General features: G+C 54.7%; 14 protein-coding genes and 1 tRNA gene. 13 read left to right on the top strand and 2 right to left on the bottom strand.

Annotated features, from left to right (window positions below):
- The first annotated feature begins 88 nt into the window (after positions 1–88).
- The 11 genes from ACVW0C_RS05800 to ACVW0C_RS05750 all read left to right on the top strand — a co-directional run bounded on the left by ACVW0C_RS05800 (position 89) and on the right by ACVW0C_RS05750 (position 10440).
- On the top strand, positions 89–1282 hold the full coding sequence (locus ACVW0C_RS05800; protein WP_457384636.1) for an RNA-guided endonuclease InsQ/TnpB family protein: 1194 nt from the start codon (positions 89–91) through the stop codon (positions 1280–1282).
- 342 nt (positions 1283–1624) lie between these two features.
- Positions 1625–2626, top strand: coding sequence for a zinc-dependent alcohol dehydrogenase family protein (locus ACVW0C_RS05795; protein WP_457384602.1), 1002 nt, complete (start codon positions 1625–1627; stop codon positions 2624–2626).
- A gap of 33 nt (positions 2627–2659) precedes the next feature.
- A complete protein-coding gene (locus ACVW0C_RS05790; RefSeq protein WP_414332236.1) occupies positions 2660–3229 on the top strand; it encodes a hypothetical protein in 570 nt (189 codons plus the stop codon).
- Positions 3230–3304: 75 nt separating this feature from the next.
- Positions 3305–4900, top strand: a complete 1596-nt coding sequence (locus tag ACVW0C_RS05785; protein WP_457384635.1) for a bifunctional aminoglycoside phosphotransferase/ATP-binding protein — start codon at positions 3305–3307, stop codon at positions 4898–4900.
- A gap of 317 nt (positions 4901–5217) precedes the next feature.
- A complete protein-coding gene (locus ACVW0C_RS05780) occupies positions 5218–5871 on the top strand; it encodes a Crp/Fnr family transcriptional regulator (RefSeq protein WP_011434200.1) in 654 nt (217 codons plus the stop codon).
- Between the two features lie 59 nt (positions 5872–5930).
- Positions 5931–6003, top strand: a tRNA-Phe gene (locus tag ACVW0C_RS05775).
- Between the two features lie 204 nt (positions 6004–6207).
- Entirely contained in the window at positions 6208–8742 is a 2535-nt protein-coding gene (locus tag ACVW0C_RS05770; RefSeq protein ID WP_457384601.1) for a dynamin family protein, read from the top strand.
- Positions 8743–8789: 47 nt separating this feature from the next.
- On the top strand, positions 8790–9200 hold the full coding sequence (locus ACVW0C_RS05765) for a KGK domain-containing protein (RefSeq protein ID WP_457384600.1): 411 nt from the start codon (positions 8790–8792) through the stop codon (positions 9198–9200).
- Positions 9201–9390: 190 nt separating this feature from the next.
- Positions 9391–9756 (top strand): KGK domain-containing protein, encoded by a 366-nt coding sequence (locus ACVW0C_RS05760; protein ID WP_168173352.1) that lies wholly within the window; start codon positions 9391–9393, stop codon positions 9754–9756.
- 10 nt (positions 9757–9766) lie between these two features.
- Positions 9767–10183: a KGK domain-containing protein gene (locus ACVW0C_RS05755; RefSeq protein WP_049749739.1), complete on the top strand. Its 417-nt coding sequence runs from the start codon at positions 9767–9769 to the stop codon at positions 10181–10183.
- A gap of 2 nt (positions 10184–10185) precedes the next feature.
- On the top strand, positions 10186–10440 hold the full coding sequence (locus tag ACVW0C_RS05750; protein ID WP_011430012.1) for an HNH endonuclease: 255 nt from the start codon (positions 10186–10188) through the stop codon (positions 10438–10440).
- Positions 10441–10505: 65 nt separating this feature from the next.
- Here the strand turns inward: ACVW0C_RS05750 and ygfZ are convergent, their stop codons facing one another.
- A complete protein-coding gene (gene ygfZ / locus ACVW0C_RS05745; RefSeq protein ID WP_457384599.1) occupies positions 10506–11498 on the bottom strand; it encodes a CAF17-like 4Fe-4S cluster assembly/insertion protein YgfZ in 993 nt (330 codons plus the stop codon).
- A 94-nt stretch (positions 11499–11592) separates the two neighbouring features.
- On the opposite strand from ygfZ, the gene ACVW0C_RS05740 reads away from it, so the two are divergent.
- Positions 11593–13128 carry a hypothetical protein gene (locus ACVW0C_RS05740; protein WP_457384598.1) on the top strand — a complete coding sequence of 512 codons (1536 nt, stop codon included), beginning with the start codon at positions 11593–11595 and terminating at the stop codon, positions 13126–13128.
- A gap of 302 nt (positions 13129–13430) precedes the next feature.
- A complete protein-coding gene (locus ACVW0C_RS05735; protein ID WP_414423841.1) occupies positions 13431–13673 on the top strand; it encodes a hypothetical protein in 243 nt (80 codons plus the stop codon).
- On the opposite strand, the gene ACVW0C_RS05730 is transcribed toward ACVW0C_RS05735, so the two are convergent.
- Positions 13670–14620, bottom strand: a complete 951-nt coding sequence (locus tag ACVW0C_RS05730) for an AEC family transporter (protein WP_457384597.1) — start codon at positions 14618–14620, stop codon at positions 13670–13672. The two genes, ACVW0C_RS05735 and ACVW0C_RS05730, sit on opposite strands and share 4 nt — an antisense overlap.
- Between the last annotated feature and the right edge of the window lie 12 nt (positions 14621–14632).

Raw genomic sequence — 14632 nt, 5'->3', positions numbered from 1 at the left:
CTTCTCAGCTAGAAATCGCAGGAGCCCCGCACTGTACCCGTAGGGTCAGTGCCGGGAGGAATGCGCTTTGATGAAGTACAATGAACTTATGAGCCAAGTCCTGACCATATCCTGTAAGCTCAAGGCGTCCCAGTCGCAAGCCGCCAAATTGGACGCGACGATGGATGTCTTTGTGCAGGCATTGAACTGGGTCAACCAGAACACGCCGGAGAAGATCGTCAACGCGGTTAAACTGCAATCCCTTTGCTACTACGAGATTCGAGCTCGGTTCGGCTTGTCCAGTAACTTGGCTCAACAGGTGTGCAGACGGGTGGCAGGCGCTCGCAAAGTGGCGAGACAGCGCAACCGTCCGGTTAAAGAGTTCAAGCGTAGGTTCGTTACCTACGACGCACGTATCTTTTCATTCCGCGAGAAAGACTGGACGGTGTCGCTGACCACGGTTGATGGAAGAGAACGCTTTGAGCTAGCCATTGGCAACTACCAGAGGGGAATGCTGGCTGGCTCTAACCCCAAATCGGCCACCCTAGTCCAGCGGAAGGACGGCTCCTACTACATCCAGATTTGCGTAGAGAAAAACCCGCCCAAGCAACAAGATACCGACAAGGTGATCGGGGTGGACTTGGGCAGGACGGATATCGCCCATACGTCAGAGGGGGACAACTGGAATGGACAGCAGTTGAACAGAGTCCGAGACCACTACTCCAAGCTGAGGGCGGCACTCCAACGCAAAGCCAGTAAGGGCACCCGCAGTTCGCGGCGCAGATGCCGTCAACTGTTGCAACGGCTGTCTGGCAAGGAGAGACGCTTTCAGGCGTGGGTCAATCATCGCATCTCCAAAGCTATTGTCTCTAGGGCAAAGGCGACAAATAGCGCTCTTGCTCTGGAAGACTTGACAGGGATTCGGGAAAGGGTCAATCAACAGCCACGCAGCAAGACAGAGCGTAGGCGGGCAAATAGTTGGGCGTTTTATCAACTCCGTCAATTTTTGGAGTACAAGGCTCTGCGTGCGGGGGTTGCTCTGATTCTTGTGCCGCCTGCCTACACGTCGCAGACCTGCCACCGGTGTTTGCACATTCATCCCGACCCTGCGCAATCCTATCGCAGTGGAAAGAAGTTTAAGTGTGGACACTGTGGATGGGAAGGGGATGCGGATTTGAATGGTGCGAATGTGATTGCGCTTTTGGGGGCTGCTGTAAACCAGCCTAGAGGTTCGTGGTTGGCTTGCCAACTGCAGGGCTACCGAAAGCCTGCTCTGTACTGCGAAGCAGTCAGGGTCGGGTAGTTTACACATTTCCTGAGCTTAAGGACTACGTCCCGCTGACGCGAAAAGGACGGGATGCCCCACCGCCCTGTAGAGTAGTGCGTAGTGACTAGCCACTAGCCTTTTTATTGCTTCATGGAGTGGGGTGACGGCTTCGGTTTTGCGTGGGTATGTTGACCCTGCGCATACAGCGCGGGGCTTCTCGGCGGTTTAGCTAAAATAGGCTAGAGAGCAGCTGCAAGACTCCGCAGGGTTGCAAAGCAACACCCCAATGGGGAGATGCCCATCTTCTCATCACCAGAACAAACTCTACCCTGCATCCTTTGAGCGGGCCAACCCAACTGAAGCTGACAACTTGAGCGCATGAAAGCCGTAGTCATGAGTGTGCCCGGCGGGCCAGAGGTTCTGCAGCTCCGAGAAGTACCTGAGCCCCAAATTCGCGGCGAGCGGGAGCTGCGCATCCGTCTGAGGGCAGCCGGCGTCAACCCCATCGACACCAAACTGCGGCAACGGGGCACCTTCTATCCAGAGGAGATGCCCGCCATTTTGGGGTGTGACGGTGCCGGCGTTGTGGAAGCCGTGGGATCCGGAGTTAGGCACTTTACAGTGGGAGAAGAGGTGTACTTCTGCCACGGGGGTCTGGGCAGGCAGGCGGGGAATTACGCCGAGCTGATCGTGGTGGACGAGCGTTTTGTGGCTCCCAAGCCCAGAACTCTGAGCTTTGCGGAGGCTGCTGCTGCCCCGCTGGTGCTGATCACCGCCTGGGAAGCGCTTTACGACCGGGGGCGTCTCCAGGCCGGCCAAAGTGTGCTCATCCACGGGGGAGCGGGTGGAGTTGGCCATGTGGCCATTCAACTGGCCCGTCTACGGGGATCCAAAGTGGCCACCACCGTGAGCACCCCGGAAAAGGCGGAGTTTGTCCGTTCCCTAGGCGCCGGCTTGCCCATCTTCTACCGGCAGACAGACTTTGTGCGCGCCGTTTTGGACTGGACAGGGGGAGAGGGGGTGGATCTTGCCCTAGATACCTTGGGCGGCAAGCTATTGGAGCAGACCTTCCCCGCAGTGCGCGTGTACGGAGATATCGTCACCCTGCTGGCCCCGGCCCCAGAGATCGACTGGCGGGTGGCTCGCGACCGCAACTTGCGGGTGGGATTTGAGCTGATGCTCACCCCGATGCTGAAAAGCCTGACCAACGCCCAACAAAATCAGGCGGAAATCCTCAGGCAATGTGCCCGCCTCATCGACCAAGGCCAACTGCGGATCCAGCTCAGCCACACCTTTCCTCTGGCCGAAGCGGCTGCCGCCCACCGGTTGCTGGAGCAGGGATCCGTTCTGGGCAAAATTGCCTTAACCATCCCCGAGTAGGCATTCTGGAGAAAGCCCGTTGAGGATCTGCCCATGGTTGCTCCTCTCACCCCCCACCTGCTGGAGAACGAGAGCTTCTACGAAAATGCCCTCTGCTGGCTAGGGCGACCCCAGACGGCCTATCGACTGTTGAGCGAAGCAGTTTTTCCTGCCATCTCCTCTTGGGTGCGGGGGGAGGTAGATAGCCACTCTTTTAACCACTGGCAACTGGAGGATGTGCGCACCTTTCTGTATCCGGTGGTGGCTCTGGGGGATCAAGAAACCCTTGTTCTCTCCAGTGAAGCCCTGCTCCTCTGCGGCATCGGCAACTATTACAACCCCTGTGACTTGGCCATTGTGGTGTTTGTACAGCAGCCCCAAGAGCTGTTCAGCCAACTGATGCAGCGCATTCGCCGGGCCGAAGCCACTATCAGCCGCGGGCCAGACGTGCGCATGCTCTCGGAACAGGTGAACCTGGCCAAGCGCGGACAAGACTACATCAACACCAAATATCTGGTCTGGCCCTACGCTCTTTCCGGTGCTGCTCAAGATACGCTAATTCAGCAGGGGATCAGCCTCATCCGTCTTTCCCCCCAAGAAGCCGCCTTGCCCTTTAAGGAATAGGTGGAGGACAATCTGCTCTGTCGGCGGAAGATAGGGATCCCCGTCCAAGCCCTTTTTCCATCTCTATCGTTTTTCATGGTCGATACCCACCTGCCCCCCTTGATCCAAGCGATGCTGGATCCCGCCTTCTACCCTCATCCGGTACAGGATCCCATTCGGCTTATTCAAACCCACATTTCCTATATTCTGCTGACAGGCGACTATGCCTATAAAGTGAAAAAGCCTTTGGACTTTGGCTTTTTGAACTTCACCACCCTGGAGAGGCGGCGCCACTTTTGCCAAGAAGAGCTGCGCATGAACCAGCGCGGTGCTCCCGGCCTTTATCTGCAAGTGTTGCCCATTGTCCAGACCGATGGCCGATTTCAGTTCAACGGCAGCGGCGAGCCCATAGAATACGCTCTGCAAATGCGGCAATTTCCCCAAGAGCAACTGTTCAGCAACCTGTTTGAGCGGGGAGAGCTAACGCCGTCCTTGATGGAGGAGCTGGGGCGGGTGGTGGCGACGTTTCATGCCCAAACCGAGACCAACGACTACATCCGCAGCTTTGGCCGGCCAGAACGGGTGCGAGAAGCCTTTGACGAGAATTACGCCCAAACCCAGCGCTACGTCGGCGGCCCGCAAACGGCTCAGCAATATCGAGAAACCCAAGCCTACACCGATCGCTTTTTTGCTGAGCGGCAGGAGCTGTTTCAACAAAGAATAGAACAAAACCGCATTCGTGAATGCCACGGAGACCTGCACCTAGGCAACATCTGTTTTTGGGAAGGGAAGATCCTGCTTTTTGATTGCATCGAGTTCAACGAAGCCTTCCGCTTTGTGGATGTCATGTACGACGTATCCTATGGGGTGATGGATCTGGATGCCCGCCATCGCCCCGATCTGGGAAACGCCTATTTGAACACCTACCTGGAAGAAACCGGAGATTGGGAAGGGTTGAAGATCTTGCCTATTTACCTCAATCGGCAGGCCTACGTGCGGGCCAAGGTCACCTCTTTTTTGCTGGAGGATCCCACTGCAGCAGAGGAAGCCAAGGCCACAGCCTTTAGCACTGCCGCCCGCTATTACCGTCTTGCCTGGGAATACACCCTCCCCAAGCGGGGGCAGTTGTTCCTGATGTCGGGATTGTCGGGATCCGGCAAAAGCACGGTAGCCCGCCACTTGGCCCGTCAGCGGGGAGCCATTCACATTCGCTCCGATGCGGTGCGCAAGCATTTGGCCGGGATCCCTCTGCGGCAACGGGGGGGGCCGGAGGTTTATACCCCGGAGATGACCGATAAAACCTACCGCCGCTTGGTGCAGTTGGGAGTAGAGCTGGCCCAGGAAGGCTACACCGTGATTCTGGACGCCAAGTTTGACCGGCAGGCGCTGCGGGGGATGGCCATTGATCAGGCCCAACGCCAAGGGATCCCACTGCGCATCCTCCACTGCTACGCCCCTGAACCTGTTTTGCGGGAGCGCCTGCAACGCCGCAGCTCAGCTCCTCAGCCCCTCTTGGCCCCAGCTGGTTCCAGCGATGGAGATCAGCAGCACTCTGCCGACATTGCTGATGCCACCGCCGAGATGCTCTCCCAACAGCAGGCCCACTGGCAGGATTTTTCCGATTCGGAACGGCCTTTTTTAAAGGTTTTGGATACCAGCCAAGATTGGCCATCTCAACTTCAGCAGGTCTAGATCTCGACTCAAACTGCACAAACTCGAGAAAATTGCTATCAGCAAGATGGATTTTGCCGTTTCTGGGCTAGAGGATGGCAGCAGCTTTTTTGGGCAGGGATCCCTTTCTAAAGTAGAGGTCAAAATTGGGTCTAAAGCTCTGTCCTATTGGTACGCAGTTCGCCTCGGCGGGCCATAGACCTGAGAGAGACGGTAGGCTGAGGGGCATGTTGACGTGTCTGTGCAGGCCCACCCTTTTCCCATCCCACTCGACCAGAACTGACCACGTGCAGGAGGATCCCACGGTGAGCGATGTAACTCCAGATGACCTACGCCTGATGCTCCTGTTTGAGGGCTTTCCTCCTGAGAGGCTAGAGCCTCTGGCCGGGCAAATGTCGTTGCGCTCCCACCCGGTCAACCAGGCCATCTTGTTACAAAATGACTGGGGTAACGCCGTTTATTTCATCCTGGAAGGGTGGGTCAAGATTCGCACCCATGATCTCGAAGGCCGGGAGATCACCCTCACCATTCTTGGTCCAGGGGAAATCTTCGGGGAAATGGCTGCTTTGGACGAAGCGCCTCGTTCCACCGACGTTGTAGCCCTAACAGCCACCAAAGTCAGTTGTCTGTCGGCCCAACACTTCCTGGCTTTTTTGGCTTCTGATCCTCAGGCCGGCATCCGCCTTGCTCAGCTCATGTCGCGCCGCTTACGGCAGATCAACCGTCGTCTGCAGTTGCGCGAGGCCAGTAGTACGGCCCGTGTTGCCGATATCCTGCTGTTCTTGGCCGAATCTCGTGGCCGGGTTAGCCGGAGTGGTGTAGAGATCCCCAACTTGCCCCATCGGGAGCTGAGCAGCCTAAGTGGCCTAGCCCGGGAAACGGTCACTCGCGTCCTGTCCAAGCTGGAGCAAGAGGAGCTGATCCGCCGGGATCGCAACCGAGATGTTCTCTGCATCCCCCAGATGGAGGCTTTGGAGAAATTGATTGGCTAAATTGGGGGCGCCACCAGTTGTCAAAACCCCCCTCGACATCGTAAGATAGTAGGTCCAAAGCCGGGATAGCTCAGTTGGTAGAGCAGAGGACTGAAAATCCTCGTGTCACCAGTTCAAGTCTGGTTCCTGGCATCTGGTATGAGTATGCTGAGGCGGGCTTGGGTCAACGACCTAAGCCTTTTTGCTATGTCGGTCTGGGGAGTTCTGCTCTTCTCTCTTCACGTGTATGCACATATAGCCACACAGCTCCGGGACTGAAGAAAATTGTTGTAGGAATCCTCACCTCAAGCATAGGCAAGTTATAATCCCGGCAGCCTCTGTGGAGATTGCTCTCTTATGTCTGTAAAGCTCCTGCCTCAGTGTGAGAACTTGAAAGAGCAGGTTGAAGCTATCCTGCAACTCTGGCATCAGGATTCCACTTTTTCAGGCAAGCAAGATACCACTCGGATTCAAGCTTCCCTCAGCAAAGCTATTTCTCCAACCTTCGAGATTGTCTTTGCCGGTGCTTTCAGTGCTGGCAAGTCTATGCTAATCAATGCCCTCTTAGAAAGAGAGCTTCTCTACAGCGCCGAAGGGCACGCCACAGGGACAGAGTGCTACATTGGCTACGCAGAGCCAAATGCTGAGAGAGTGGTGCTCACTTTTCTCAGCGAGCAGGAAGTGCAAGAACAGATGACCGCCTTCTGCGCTTTCCTAAACTTGGCTCCGTCACTCAGCAGGCTGGAAGACACTGCACTGAATCCCCTGAAGGAGCGTGCTGAGGCTATTATTCAACAGGAGGGAGGTAAAAGCAAGTCAGAGCGGGCAAAGCAGGCAGATGCCCTCCGCTTGTTGATTACAGGTTTCCAGCAGAACCGGGACAAAATTCACCCTACCGAGAACAAAGTTTTCTCAATGGAGCAGCTCAACTTCGGCAACCTAAGGGAAGCTGCGGGTTTTGCCCGGCGCGGCGCCAATAGCGCAGTTTTGCGAAAGGTGGAATACTATTGCCACCACCCCTTGCTGGAAGATGGAAACGTTATTGTCGATACTCCTGGGATCGATGCTCCAGTCAAAGCGGATGCAGAGCGTACTTATCGAAAAATTGCCGATCCGGATACGTCCGCAGTTGTTTGCGTTCTCAAGTGTGCTGCAACGGGTGAGCTGACCAAGGAAGAGACAGAGCTTATTGAGCATATTCAAAGTAATGATAGCATCAGGGATCGGGTCTTCTATGTATTTAACCGGATTGACGAGACTTGGTACAACGCACAACTAAAGCAGAGACTAGAAAACATTATCGACCAGCAGTTTCGTCAACTCCGCGTATTTAAGACAAGCGGCCTTCTCGGCTTCTATGGTTCCCAGATCAAGGCAACTACCCCCGAGGATCGATTTGGACTGGATACGATTTTTTCAGAAAGCATCAAAGAATTGGGTGGTGAGGAAGAAACGCCCCAGTTTGTCAGCGAGTTTAATAAGTACTGCACGTCGGGTAGGCTAGTTGGATCCCCGTTCCGCCCTTCTGTACATGGGTACGACACACCCATAAATAACTACGTTCGGATTCTGAGGGAGTGGGGAAAACCTTTGATTGAGTATATGATTAAAGATAGCGGTATTGAAGACTTTCGGGCTGGGATCACTCGTTATTTAACGGAAGAAAAGCGGCCACAGCTATTTTCCGCGCTGGCCGATGATTTGCAACCTCTCTGCATCGAGATGAGGAAGTCCTATCTAGATCTCTACCGAGACATTGATAGCCAGCCCAAAGAGATTGACAGCATGATTTCCTATGAGCTGACGCTGATCAATCAGCAGCTAGCCAGTATTGGCCGAGAGTTTGACGAGCATATCCAGACAGTAGTCAATAAAGTTATTAACGGAGAAAACAAAGAATTTGAGAACGATTTCCGTAAATTGCAGGCTAGGATGGTACGGAGGCTAGATGAGCTTTTGGATACTTTTTCGTTGGACAATGTTTACAGTCAAGCCGTTCGCATTCGTCCCCGCAACTCCACAGCTCCATTTTTAGCTGTATTGGTCGAAGCCTTTTACTATTTATCCAACCATCTAGAAGACATCCTGGTAGAATCAGCCAGCACGCTTGTAGAGAACTTCTTTCGTCGCCTTGTTGATGAAGTTCGCAGCTCGAGCTACTACAGGCAGTTGTTTCGCCTACTGGGATCCGATGGGGACTTGGAGAAAAAGCTTCTTTTGGTTAAGGAGGTAACTTTGAGTTCTCTTGTCAATGGTGCCCGAAAAGAGTGCGACCGCTACCTCAGAGAAAGTCCCCGCTTCTACGACGAAGGAACATTCTCGATCTACCAGTTTCGAGAAGTCCTAAAACAAACCAGCCAATCATACGACATCTCTGCTATTCGCGACGCAGAGCCTGGAATCCGACAATTACTCAAGCTTGACTTTGAGCCGAAAATTAACCAGACAGTGCGTTCTAGCTTCCGACAAGAGACCAACAATACTCTAAAAACTCAGCTATTGCCGGTTGCCAAGCAAGTAGCCGATGAGATTTTGCAAAAGTACCCAGAAGCAAAGCAGTTCATGGAAGCAACTCTCAGAAAAGAGGCTGAAGAGAAAATTGCGCTTAACCAACAGCGGCTGAAAGAACTGGAGGCAAGCATAGACAAGTACAACCAAGCTGTTTCTGGGATCAACCTCTGCTTGCAAGCTTTGGGCCTCAATCGCGAGATGCTGCCCTTGATTACTCGTCCTGAACCTTCCTCTGTTGGTGAGTCAGTTCAGATTTTGGCAAGTCTTCCTGAACAGCAAGTAGGTGACAGCAATGCAAGCGAAGCAGTCGCTCTTGGTCGTTCTACACCCATAGACGAGAGTTTTCCAGAGTTGGATAGCATTCTCGATGATTTGAGATAGAGCGGCTTGTCTTTGTTTTTGGCCTTTCACTTGATCCAGATAAAGTCATGGGATCCAGATCGATACCTCTACAGCAGCACCCAGAAGGGATCCTCTCCATAGGGGAAAAAACTTTCAAGGTTGCCAACTTGGTCAAAGCAGCCCAAGAGGACTTGACCAAGAAAGAAGAGCTGCATCGCTTGTTCATTGCGGCCTTGAGATCCTCAGGGATCCTGCCGCCGGAAGACTTGCTCAACATTGCCAGTAGCCTTCTTGCTCCCAAGCCAGAAGAAAAATTGTTGCAAGAAGCGAAGTGGTTTGGGCAGGGACTTGCTTGTCAGCTCTTGGTGCCAGGCAAGAAGGATTGGGAAAAAGGCAGAGTCAGATTGCGGATCATTGTAGAGTTTGAGCCAGAGGATACAGTCTCAGAGGGCGGCAGTGGATCCCCTCTGGATGACCTTCGCGGAGGTGAGGAATAACTTAACTGGAAAAATGCACCAGGAGGTTGATCCAGGAGGTTGATCAAGTGCCAGATAATCTTTCTGAACAAGCTCAAGATTGCTTTAGCGAGCTCGACAGCCCTCCAGATCAGGAGGCATTGGATCTCTTTTGGATGACATTCGGGGAGATGTCAGTCAGTAAAGTCTGTGAGCAATAGGAGACAATGCTGTGGCCGATCCGATAGTTTTTAGGTCAGATGATAGGGAAACTGTCGTTGAAATTGGTGATCAAGTCTACCTTCCAAGTAGCTTGCATAGTGCAATTATTAATTACCTTCTTTCAGATACTTTCCGGACAAACGGTTACCTTCAATCAAGAAAGGTTTATGCGGACATTAGAATGCTCGTGGATGGAATAGAATCTAGAGTCTTACAGCCCAGAAAGTCGTGGATCTCTGGCAAGATATCAGTCAAAGTTTATCTCGAGTTTGTTCCTGATGACCCATATAGAGATTCTGGAGATAGCGCTCCCAGAAAACTAGAGGATTCTATACTGGATGATTTACGGGCTGTTCAAGTTGTCTCTATGTCTTGAGGTCGATAAGATGACAAAAACATCCATTAATCTTAGCCAACTGGGAGACGGAGTTATCACTTTTATCAACAAGAACAATAAGCAGAAAGTCTACATGATTTCCAAGCTTTGCGATTCTATCAATTCTTATTTCCTGAGGTTTGACCAAATGGGAAGCGGACTAAACAGTCACTTGAGTTCGTCTGAGATACAAACAGGTATTCCCCATGAAGATCAGGTTCATTTTTTCTATAAAGGAGTTCCATGCTCGATTCTTTCTCCTAAAACTAACGGTTGGCAGACCGGTAGAGTAAAAGTAAGAGTAGAAGTTACGATTGACTTTTATCCTGACAATCCTGAATTTCTGATAAAAGAACCCGACCAAGAGATATTAGAACCTCTAGATGAAAAGTCTCCACTGGACGATCTTCGCAGTATGGATGAATAACGATGAAAGAAAGAAAATCCGGCGAAAGGATTCTAATTCCAGCAGCCGTGCGGGAGTATGTTTTCCAAAGAGACGGCTTCCGTTGTCGCGGTTGCGGAAAGTCGCCCCCAGAGGTTCAGCTTCAGATCGATCACATCATCCCCATTGCCCAAGGGGGCAGCAACGACATCAGCAATCTGCAAACGTTGTGCAAAACCTGTAACCGACGCAAAAAGGATCGACGGGATCCCCGCTTTCGCCGCCACTTTGACTGGTGAGTTGCGGTGTTTCGCCTACGCTTCTCCCTCTAGAAAAGAGAGGAGAGAGGTCTGCAAAAACAACCTCAGACAATAGGCGGAAAGCTCAAAAACGGCATTCGAGTCAGGACTCCCGGCACCGAGCCGACTTCTACTTGTAGACCTTCGGCGGGCTCAAACTTGGTGCGCACGTATCCCAATCCCAGGTACTCTTGCGAAGTTAGGCCTGCACTGGTCAGCAGCCCAATCTTTTCCCCCTGCCGCAAAATCTCTGTGCCAGGACGAGCTTCTCCTTGAAGGCGGATCCCCCACAGGGTTTGCCGAATGCGCTTGTAGGTTACTTGCTTGGCCAAGACTTCCTGGCCAACGTAGCAACCTTTGTCAAGGGAAACAGCTCGCCACAGGCCGGCTTCTAGGGGGTTGTGGTCTGAGGTCAGCTCTCGGTCGGCGGCGGGGCGACCCGCTTCTAGGCGGAGGACTTCCCACAGCTCAGGTGGGGCCAGCTTGGCTCCGGCTTGGAGCAAGCATTCTTCAAGAGCGACTTTCTGGTCAATGGTGCCCCAGAGGGTAAACCCCGGCTGGGCAAGACCCGTGCCACAAGCCAGATGGACAGGGATCCCCTGGATCTCCACGGCGCAGTGCTCATTGAGCCTGGTCGGAATCTCTTCTGAGCTCACCACTTGCTCCAGGAGAGCCTGACTCTGGGGGCCGAGCAACCCAAAACCAAAGGTCTGATCTGTCTCATCTTTCAACTCTGCTCCCCGCACCAAAGGCAGCATGCGCCCCAAACTCTGCATCAGCAGGCTGCGCCGCTGAGGTGAAGTCCAGATCCAGCAGTCTTCTTCTCCCACGTACACCGTTGCCAAATCCAGGATGCCGGCGGTGGGGGTCACGAAAACCGTGTCGGCCCCCTGCCCTGGCTTGAGGGCCTTCAGATTTTGGGTGCTTCGGTTGTGCAGATAGTCCAAGCCTGGGGATCCCTTCATGCGCAAACGGCCCCACCCGGAGCGATCCAGAAGCAGGGATCCCGTCTGTGCAACGGGTTGGCCCTCTGTGGGAACAGCAGAAAGAAGAGACATCGCTCACCCCAGAGATGGGATTTGGTTTTCTTCTCTACCCTAGAATAGGCTAGTCCACCCTACCGTCTGTGGCAGATCCCCGGCGTACTGAACTGTGATTGAGGTTGAAGTCCACCAACAGTTGCGGCAGCTTTTGCGGCAGTCTCCCGAAGCCCTGTGGCCCCACCAGTTGACGATGGCTCGCATGGTGGCGCGAGGGTTGCGGTTGGGTCGCAGCACCTTGATCCAGGTGCCTGCTGGGGGTCAGCACCGCCTCAGTTATCTGCTGCCGGCCCTGATGTGGCCCAACCCCACCTTGCTCTGTGCCACAGCTCCTGTGCAGGCGCAAATTTTGGGGGAAGAGATCCCCTGGCTACAGCACACCCTGCAGTTGCATAAGCCCGTCCTGCAAAAAGACCGTTGGCCGGATCCCGATTTCCAGGGGTTGCTGTTGGTGGATCCCCTGGATTGGCTGCAAGCTCGCCTGAGAAAGGGATCCTCGGAAGTGCCGACAGGGATCCCTTTGATCCTGGATGGAGCCGAAGACCTGGAAGATTGGGCCTACCAGGCGCTAACGGTGACCCTGGAAGCCAGCCATTGGCAACAGCTCCGGCAAATCTTCCCTGCCGAGGCGGAGCAGCTCTCCCAGGTTCAGGTCAATTTGTCCCTTCAGCTTTTGCGGCGGCCTCTTTCCCGCTGTCTGCTTCATGCGGATGAACAGGTTCACCTGGATGCTGTGCTGTCTTTGGTGACAGGCTACCCCGGCTGGCTGCCGGATCCCTGGGATCAAATCCGCCGGCGGCTCAGCTCTGAGGGGGATCCCGTCTCCAAATGGATTTGGTGGGCCGAAACCGACCGAGAAACCGGTCGCCTCACCCTTCACCACAGCCCGACGGCTCTGCAGGATTGGTTGGCCCCCATTTGGGCCACACAGCCGGTGGTGATTATTGGGGAAGCGCTGGATCTGGATCGCCAGGCGGAAACCTATCGGCGACGGTTGGGCTTGCCGGATCTGACGCCGCTGCGGTTTGCCTCAGGCGAGGGTTGGCCCCGTTCCGGCGGGGCGGAGCTTTCCCTTTACTTGCCGCGCCTCCCCCTGCCCAACAGCCCTCTATTTCGGGATCACCTGCTGCAAGAGCTGAAAAAGCTGATCCCTCAAGCGCAAGGCTTTGTGGTGGTGTTGGTGTCGGATCAGCCTCTGCAAGCACAGGTGGGAGCGGCTTTGGCTGCCGAATTCGGCTCACGGGTGCGGGTAAACAGCCCGTTCCCCGGCGAAAAGGGCATTTTGGTCTGCGACTGGCCCTACTGGCTGCACCACAAGGCCGGCTTGCCGCGCCCTGAGCTGATGGTGATCGCCACTTTGCCCTTCCCTTCTGTGGAAGACCCGAGGGTGGCCGGACGGGTGCAATATCTGCAACGCACCCAGCAGGACTGGTTCCGTCAGTACCTTTTGCCGGTGGCCGCTGCCCAGTTGCAACGGGCTGTTGCGCCTCTGCGGCAAAGCTCTGATTCGGGAGAAGATTCCAGCTCATCCACCCGATGGGTGGCCATTTTGGATAGCCGCATTATCGTCCGCAGCTACGGCGTCTCTCTTCTCAATGCCTTGGGGCCAACTTTGCGGGTCGAGCAGCGCAGCCAATTGTTCGTTTAGGGATCCCTGGGCCTCTTGCTCGAGTTGATGGGATGTATGGTCATTTTAAACAGGAATGAAACATTTCTGTCCAGCTCCTCTCTCCCTCTGGGAGAAGGTCTGGGGGTGGCCGCGGAAGCAGCGCGGAACGCCTGGGGAGTGTCTCAATCTAGTTTGGAATGACTATATTGAGGATTTTTTGGCTTGAGCGACTGAGAGAAGGCTTGTTCAGAACAGAGGGGGAGATTTGTATCCTAGAGAGCCAAAGCCAACTGGGATCCGAGTTATTCTGAGGGTGGATCACTCCTACTCACCTTCTTCTCATGACCAATCCTGCTCTCAGCTCCGTTCACGCTCGCAACAGCGGTGCGGAGCACTCCAGCGAGCCAGAGGCCCTCACAGCACTGCGCACGCAAGCAGTTTGGAAGCCATTGCGGCAGGCCATTGTGGAAAGCTCGGGTTTTCGGGGATGGCTCCAGGGCCGGGAGTTGCCCACTCAGGAAGCAGAGCTGGATCAACTGGTGCATAGCTACCTCGAGCAAACCTTGTCTCACCTGGCCTATTAGGATCCCCAGAGTCCCAGCCAGAGGGGCAAGGTCAGCAAGGCGGCTAAGTACCCCACGGCCAAGGCAGTTACGGTAATTTCCCGATCCAAGTCGTATTCTTCCGTGAGCACCAGGGTGGCGATGGCGGGGGGCATACCGCTCTGCAGGACCAGCACCAGCTTGGCCAGAGGCGGGTAGGGGGTGAAGGCAAGGCCGATTCCCACCAAGAGCGGCACAATCACAATTTTGATCAAGAGGGCCACTCCGGCGGCAAGAAAGGATCCCCAGCGCTTCACCTGGGCCAGCCGCATCCCCAAAATCATCAAACTGAGCGGGATCATGCTCCAGGCAAAAGCCGCCAACCCTTGAGAGAGCCAACCCGGCAGGGGTTCGCGGGTCAGCAGTAGGCCCATAGCAAAAGACCAAAGAGCAGGGGTGCGCAGAATGTGGAGGCCCACCTGCCAAGGTTGGGCATGGGAACTGCCGTGGCGGCTGGCCACCCACACGCCAAACCCGTAGGCCATGAACAGAGTGCCCAGCAGATCATAGAACAGGGCCCAGCCAAAGTAAGCCCTTCCGGCCACAGCCAGACAGATGGGATAGCCCAAATACCCGGTGTTCCCCAGGGTGGCGGTTAGGTGAAAGCTGCCCTGCTGGGCACTGCTCCAACAGTTGGGGACATCCCCCACACCACGGTGCTGCCACCACAGCCAAGCGCTGGTCAAGGCAAACCCCAGCCCCACCGACAGCCAACAGATCAGAGGGGCGACCCAGATTTGACCCGACAGATCCACTCCCTGCATAAACCCAACAATGCTGAAGGGCACCCCCACCCAAAACATGAACCGCCCCAAAGCATGAGGATCCAGCCAACGCTTCCAGTCGCCGGGCAGCCCCTTCTGGAGAAAAAAACCCAGCAGCGTCCAGCCCAGCAAGGGAGGATAAACCTGAAAAAGGGTGTTGAGCACGCTCAAAGGGAA

Source organism: Thermostichus sp. OS-CIW-26 (genome assembly GCF_054058395.1).
This window is presented reverse-complemented; position numbering and strand designations above follow the sequence as displayed.

Excerpts from the sequence above, each read along its gene's own strand:
- ACVW0C_RS05800 (WP_457384636.1), top strand. The coding sequence starts at position 89 with ATGAGCCAAGTCCTGACCATATCCTGTAAGCTCAAGGCGTCCCAGTCG.
- ACVW0C_RS05795 (WP_457384602.1), top strand. The coding sequence starts at position 1,625 with ATGAAAGCCGTAGTCATGAGTGTGCCCGGCGGGCCAGAGGTTCTGCAG.
- ACVW0C_RS05790 (WP_414332236.1), top strand. The coding sequence starts at position 2,660 with ATGGTTGCTCCTCTCACCCCCCACCTGCTGGAGAACGAGAGCTTCTAC.
- ACVW0C_RS05785 (WP_457384635.1), top strand. The coding sequence starts at position 3,305 with ATGGTCGATACCCACCTGCCCCCCTTGATCCAAGCGATGCTGGATCCC.
- ACVW0C_RS05780 (WP_011434200.1), top strand. The coding sequence starts at position 5,218 with ATGCTCCTGTTTGAGGGCTTTCCTCCTGAGAGGCTAGAGCCTCTGGCC.
- ACVW0C_RS05770 (WP_457384601.1), top strand. The coding sequence starts at position 6,208 with ATGTCTGTAAAGCTCCTGCCTCAGTGTGAGAACTTGAAAGAGCAGGTT.
- ACVW0C_RS05765 (WP_457384600.1), top strand. The coding sequence starts at position 8,790 with ATGGGATCCAGATCGATACCTCTACAGCAGCACCCAGAAGGGATCCTC.
- ACVW0C_RS05755 (WP_049749739.1), top strand. The coding sequence starts at position 9,767 with ATGACAAAAACATCCATTAATCTTAGCCAACTGGGAGACGGAGTTATC.
- ACVW0C_RS05750 (WP_011430012.1), top strand. The coding sequence starts at position 10,186 with ATGAAAGAAAGAAAATCCGGCGAAAGGATTCTAATTCCAGCAGCCGTG.
- ygfZ (WP_457384599.1), bottom strand. The coding sequence starts at position 11,498 with ATGTCTCTTCTTTCTGCTGTTCCCACAGAGGGCCAACCCGTTGCACAG.
- ACVW0C_RS05735 (WP_414423841.1), top strand. The coding sequence starts at position 13,431 with ATGACCAATCCTGCTCTCAGCTCCGTTCACGCTCGCAACAGCGGTGCG.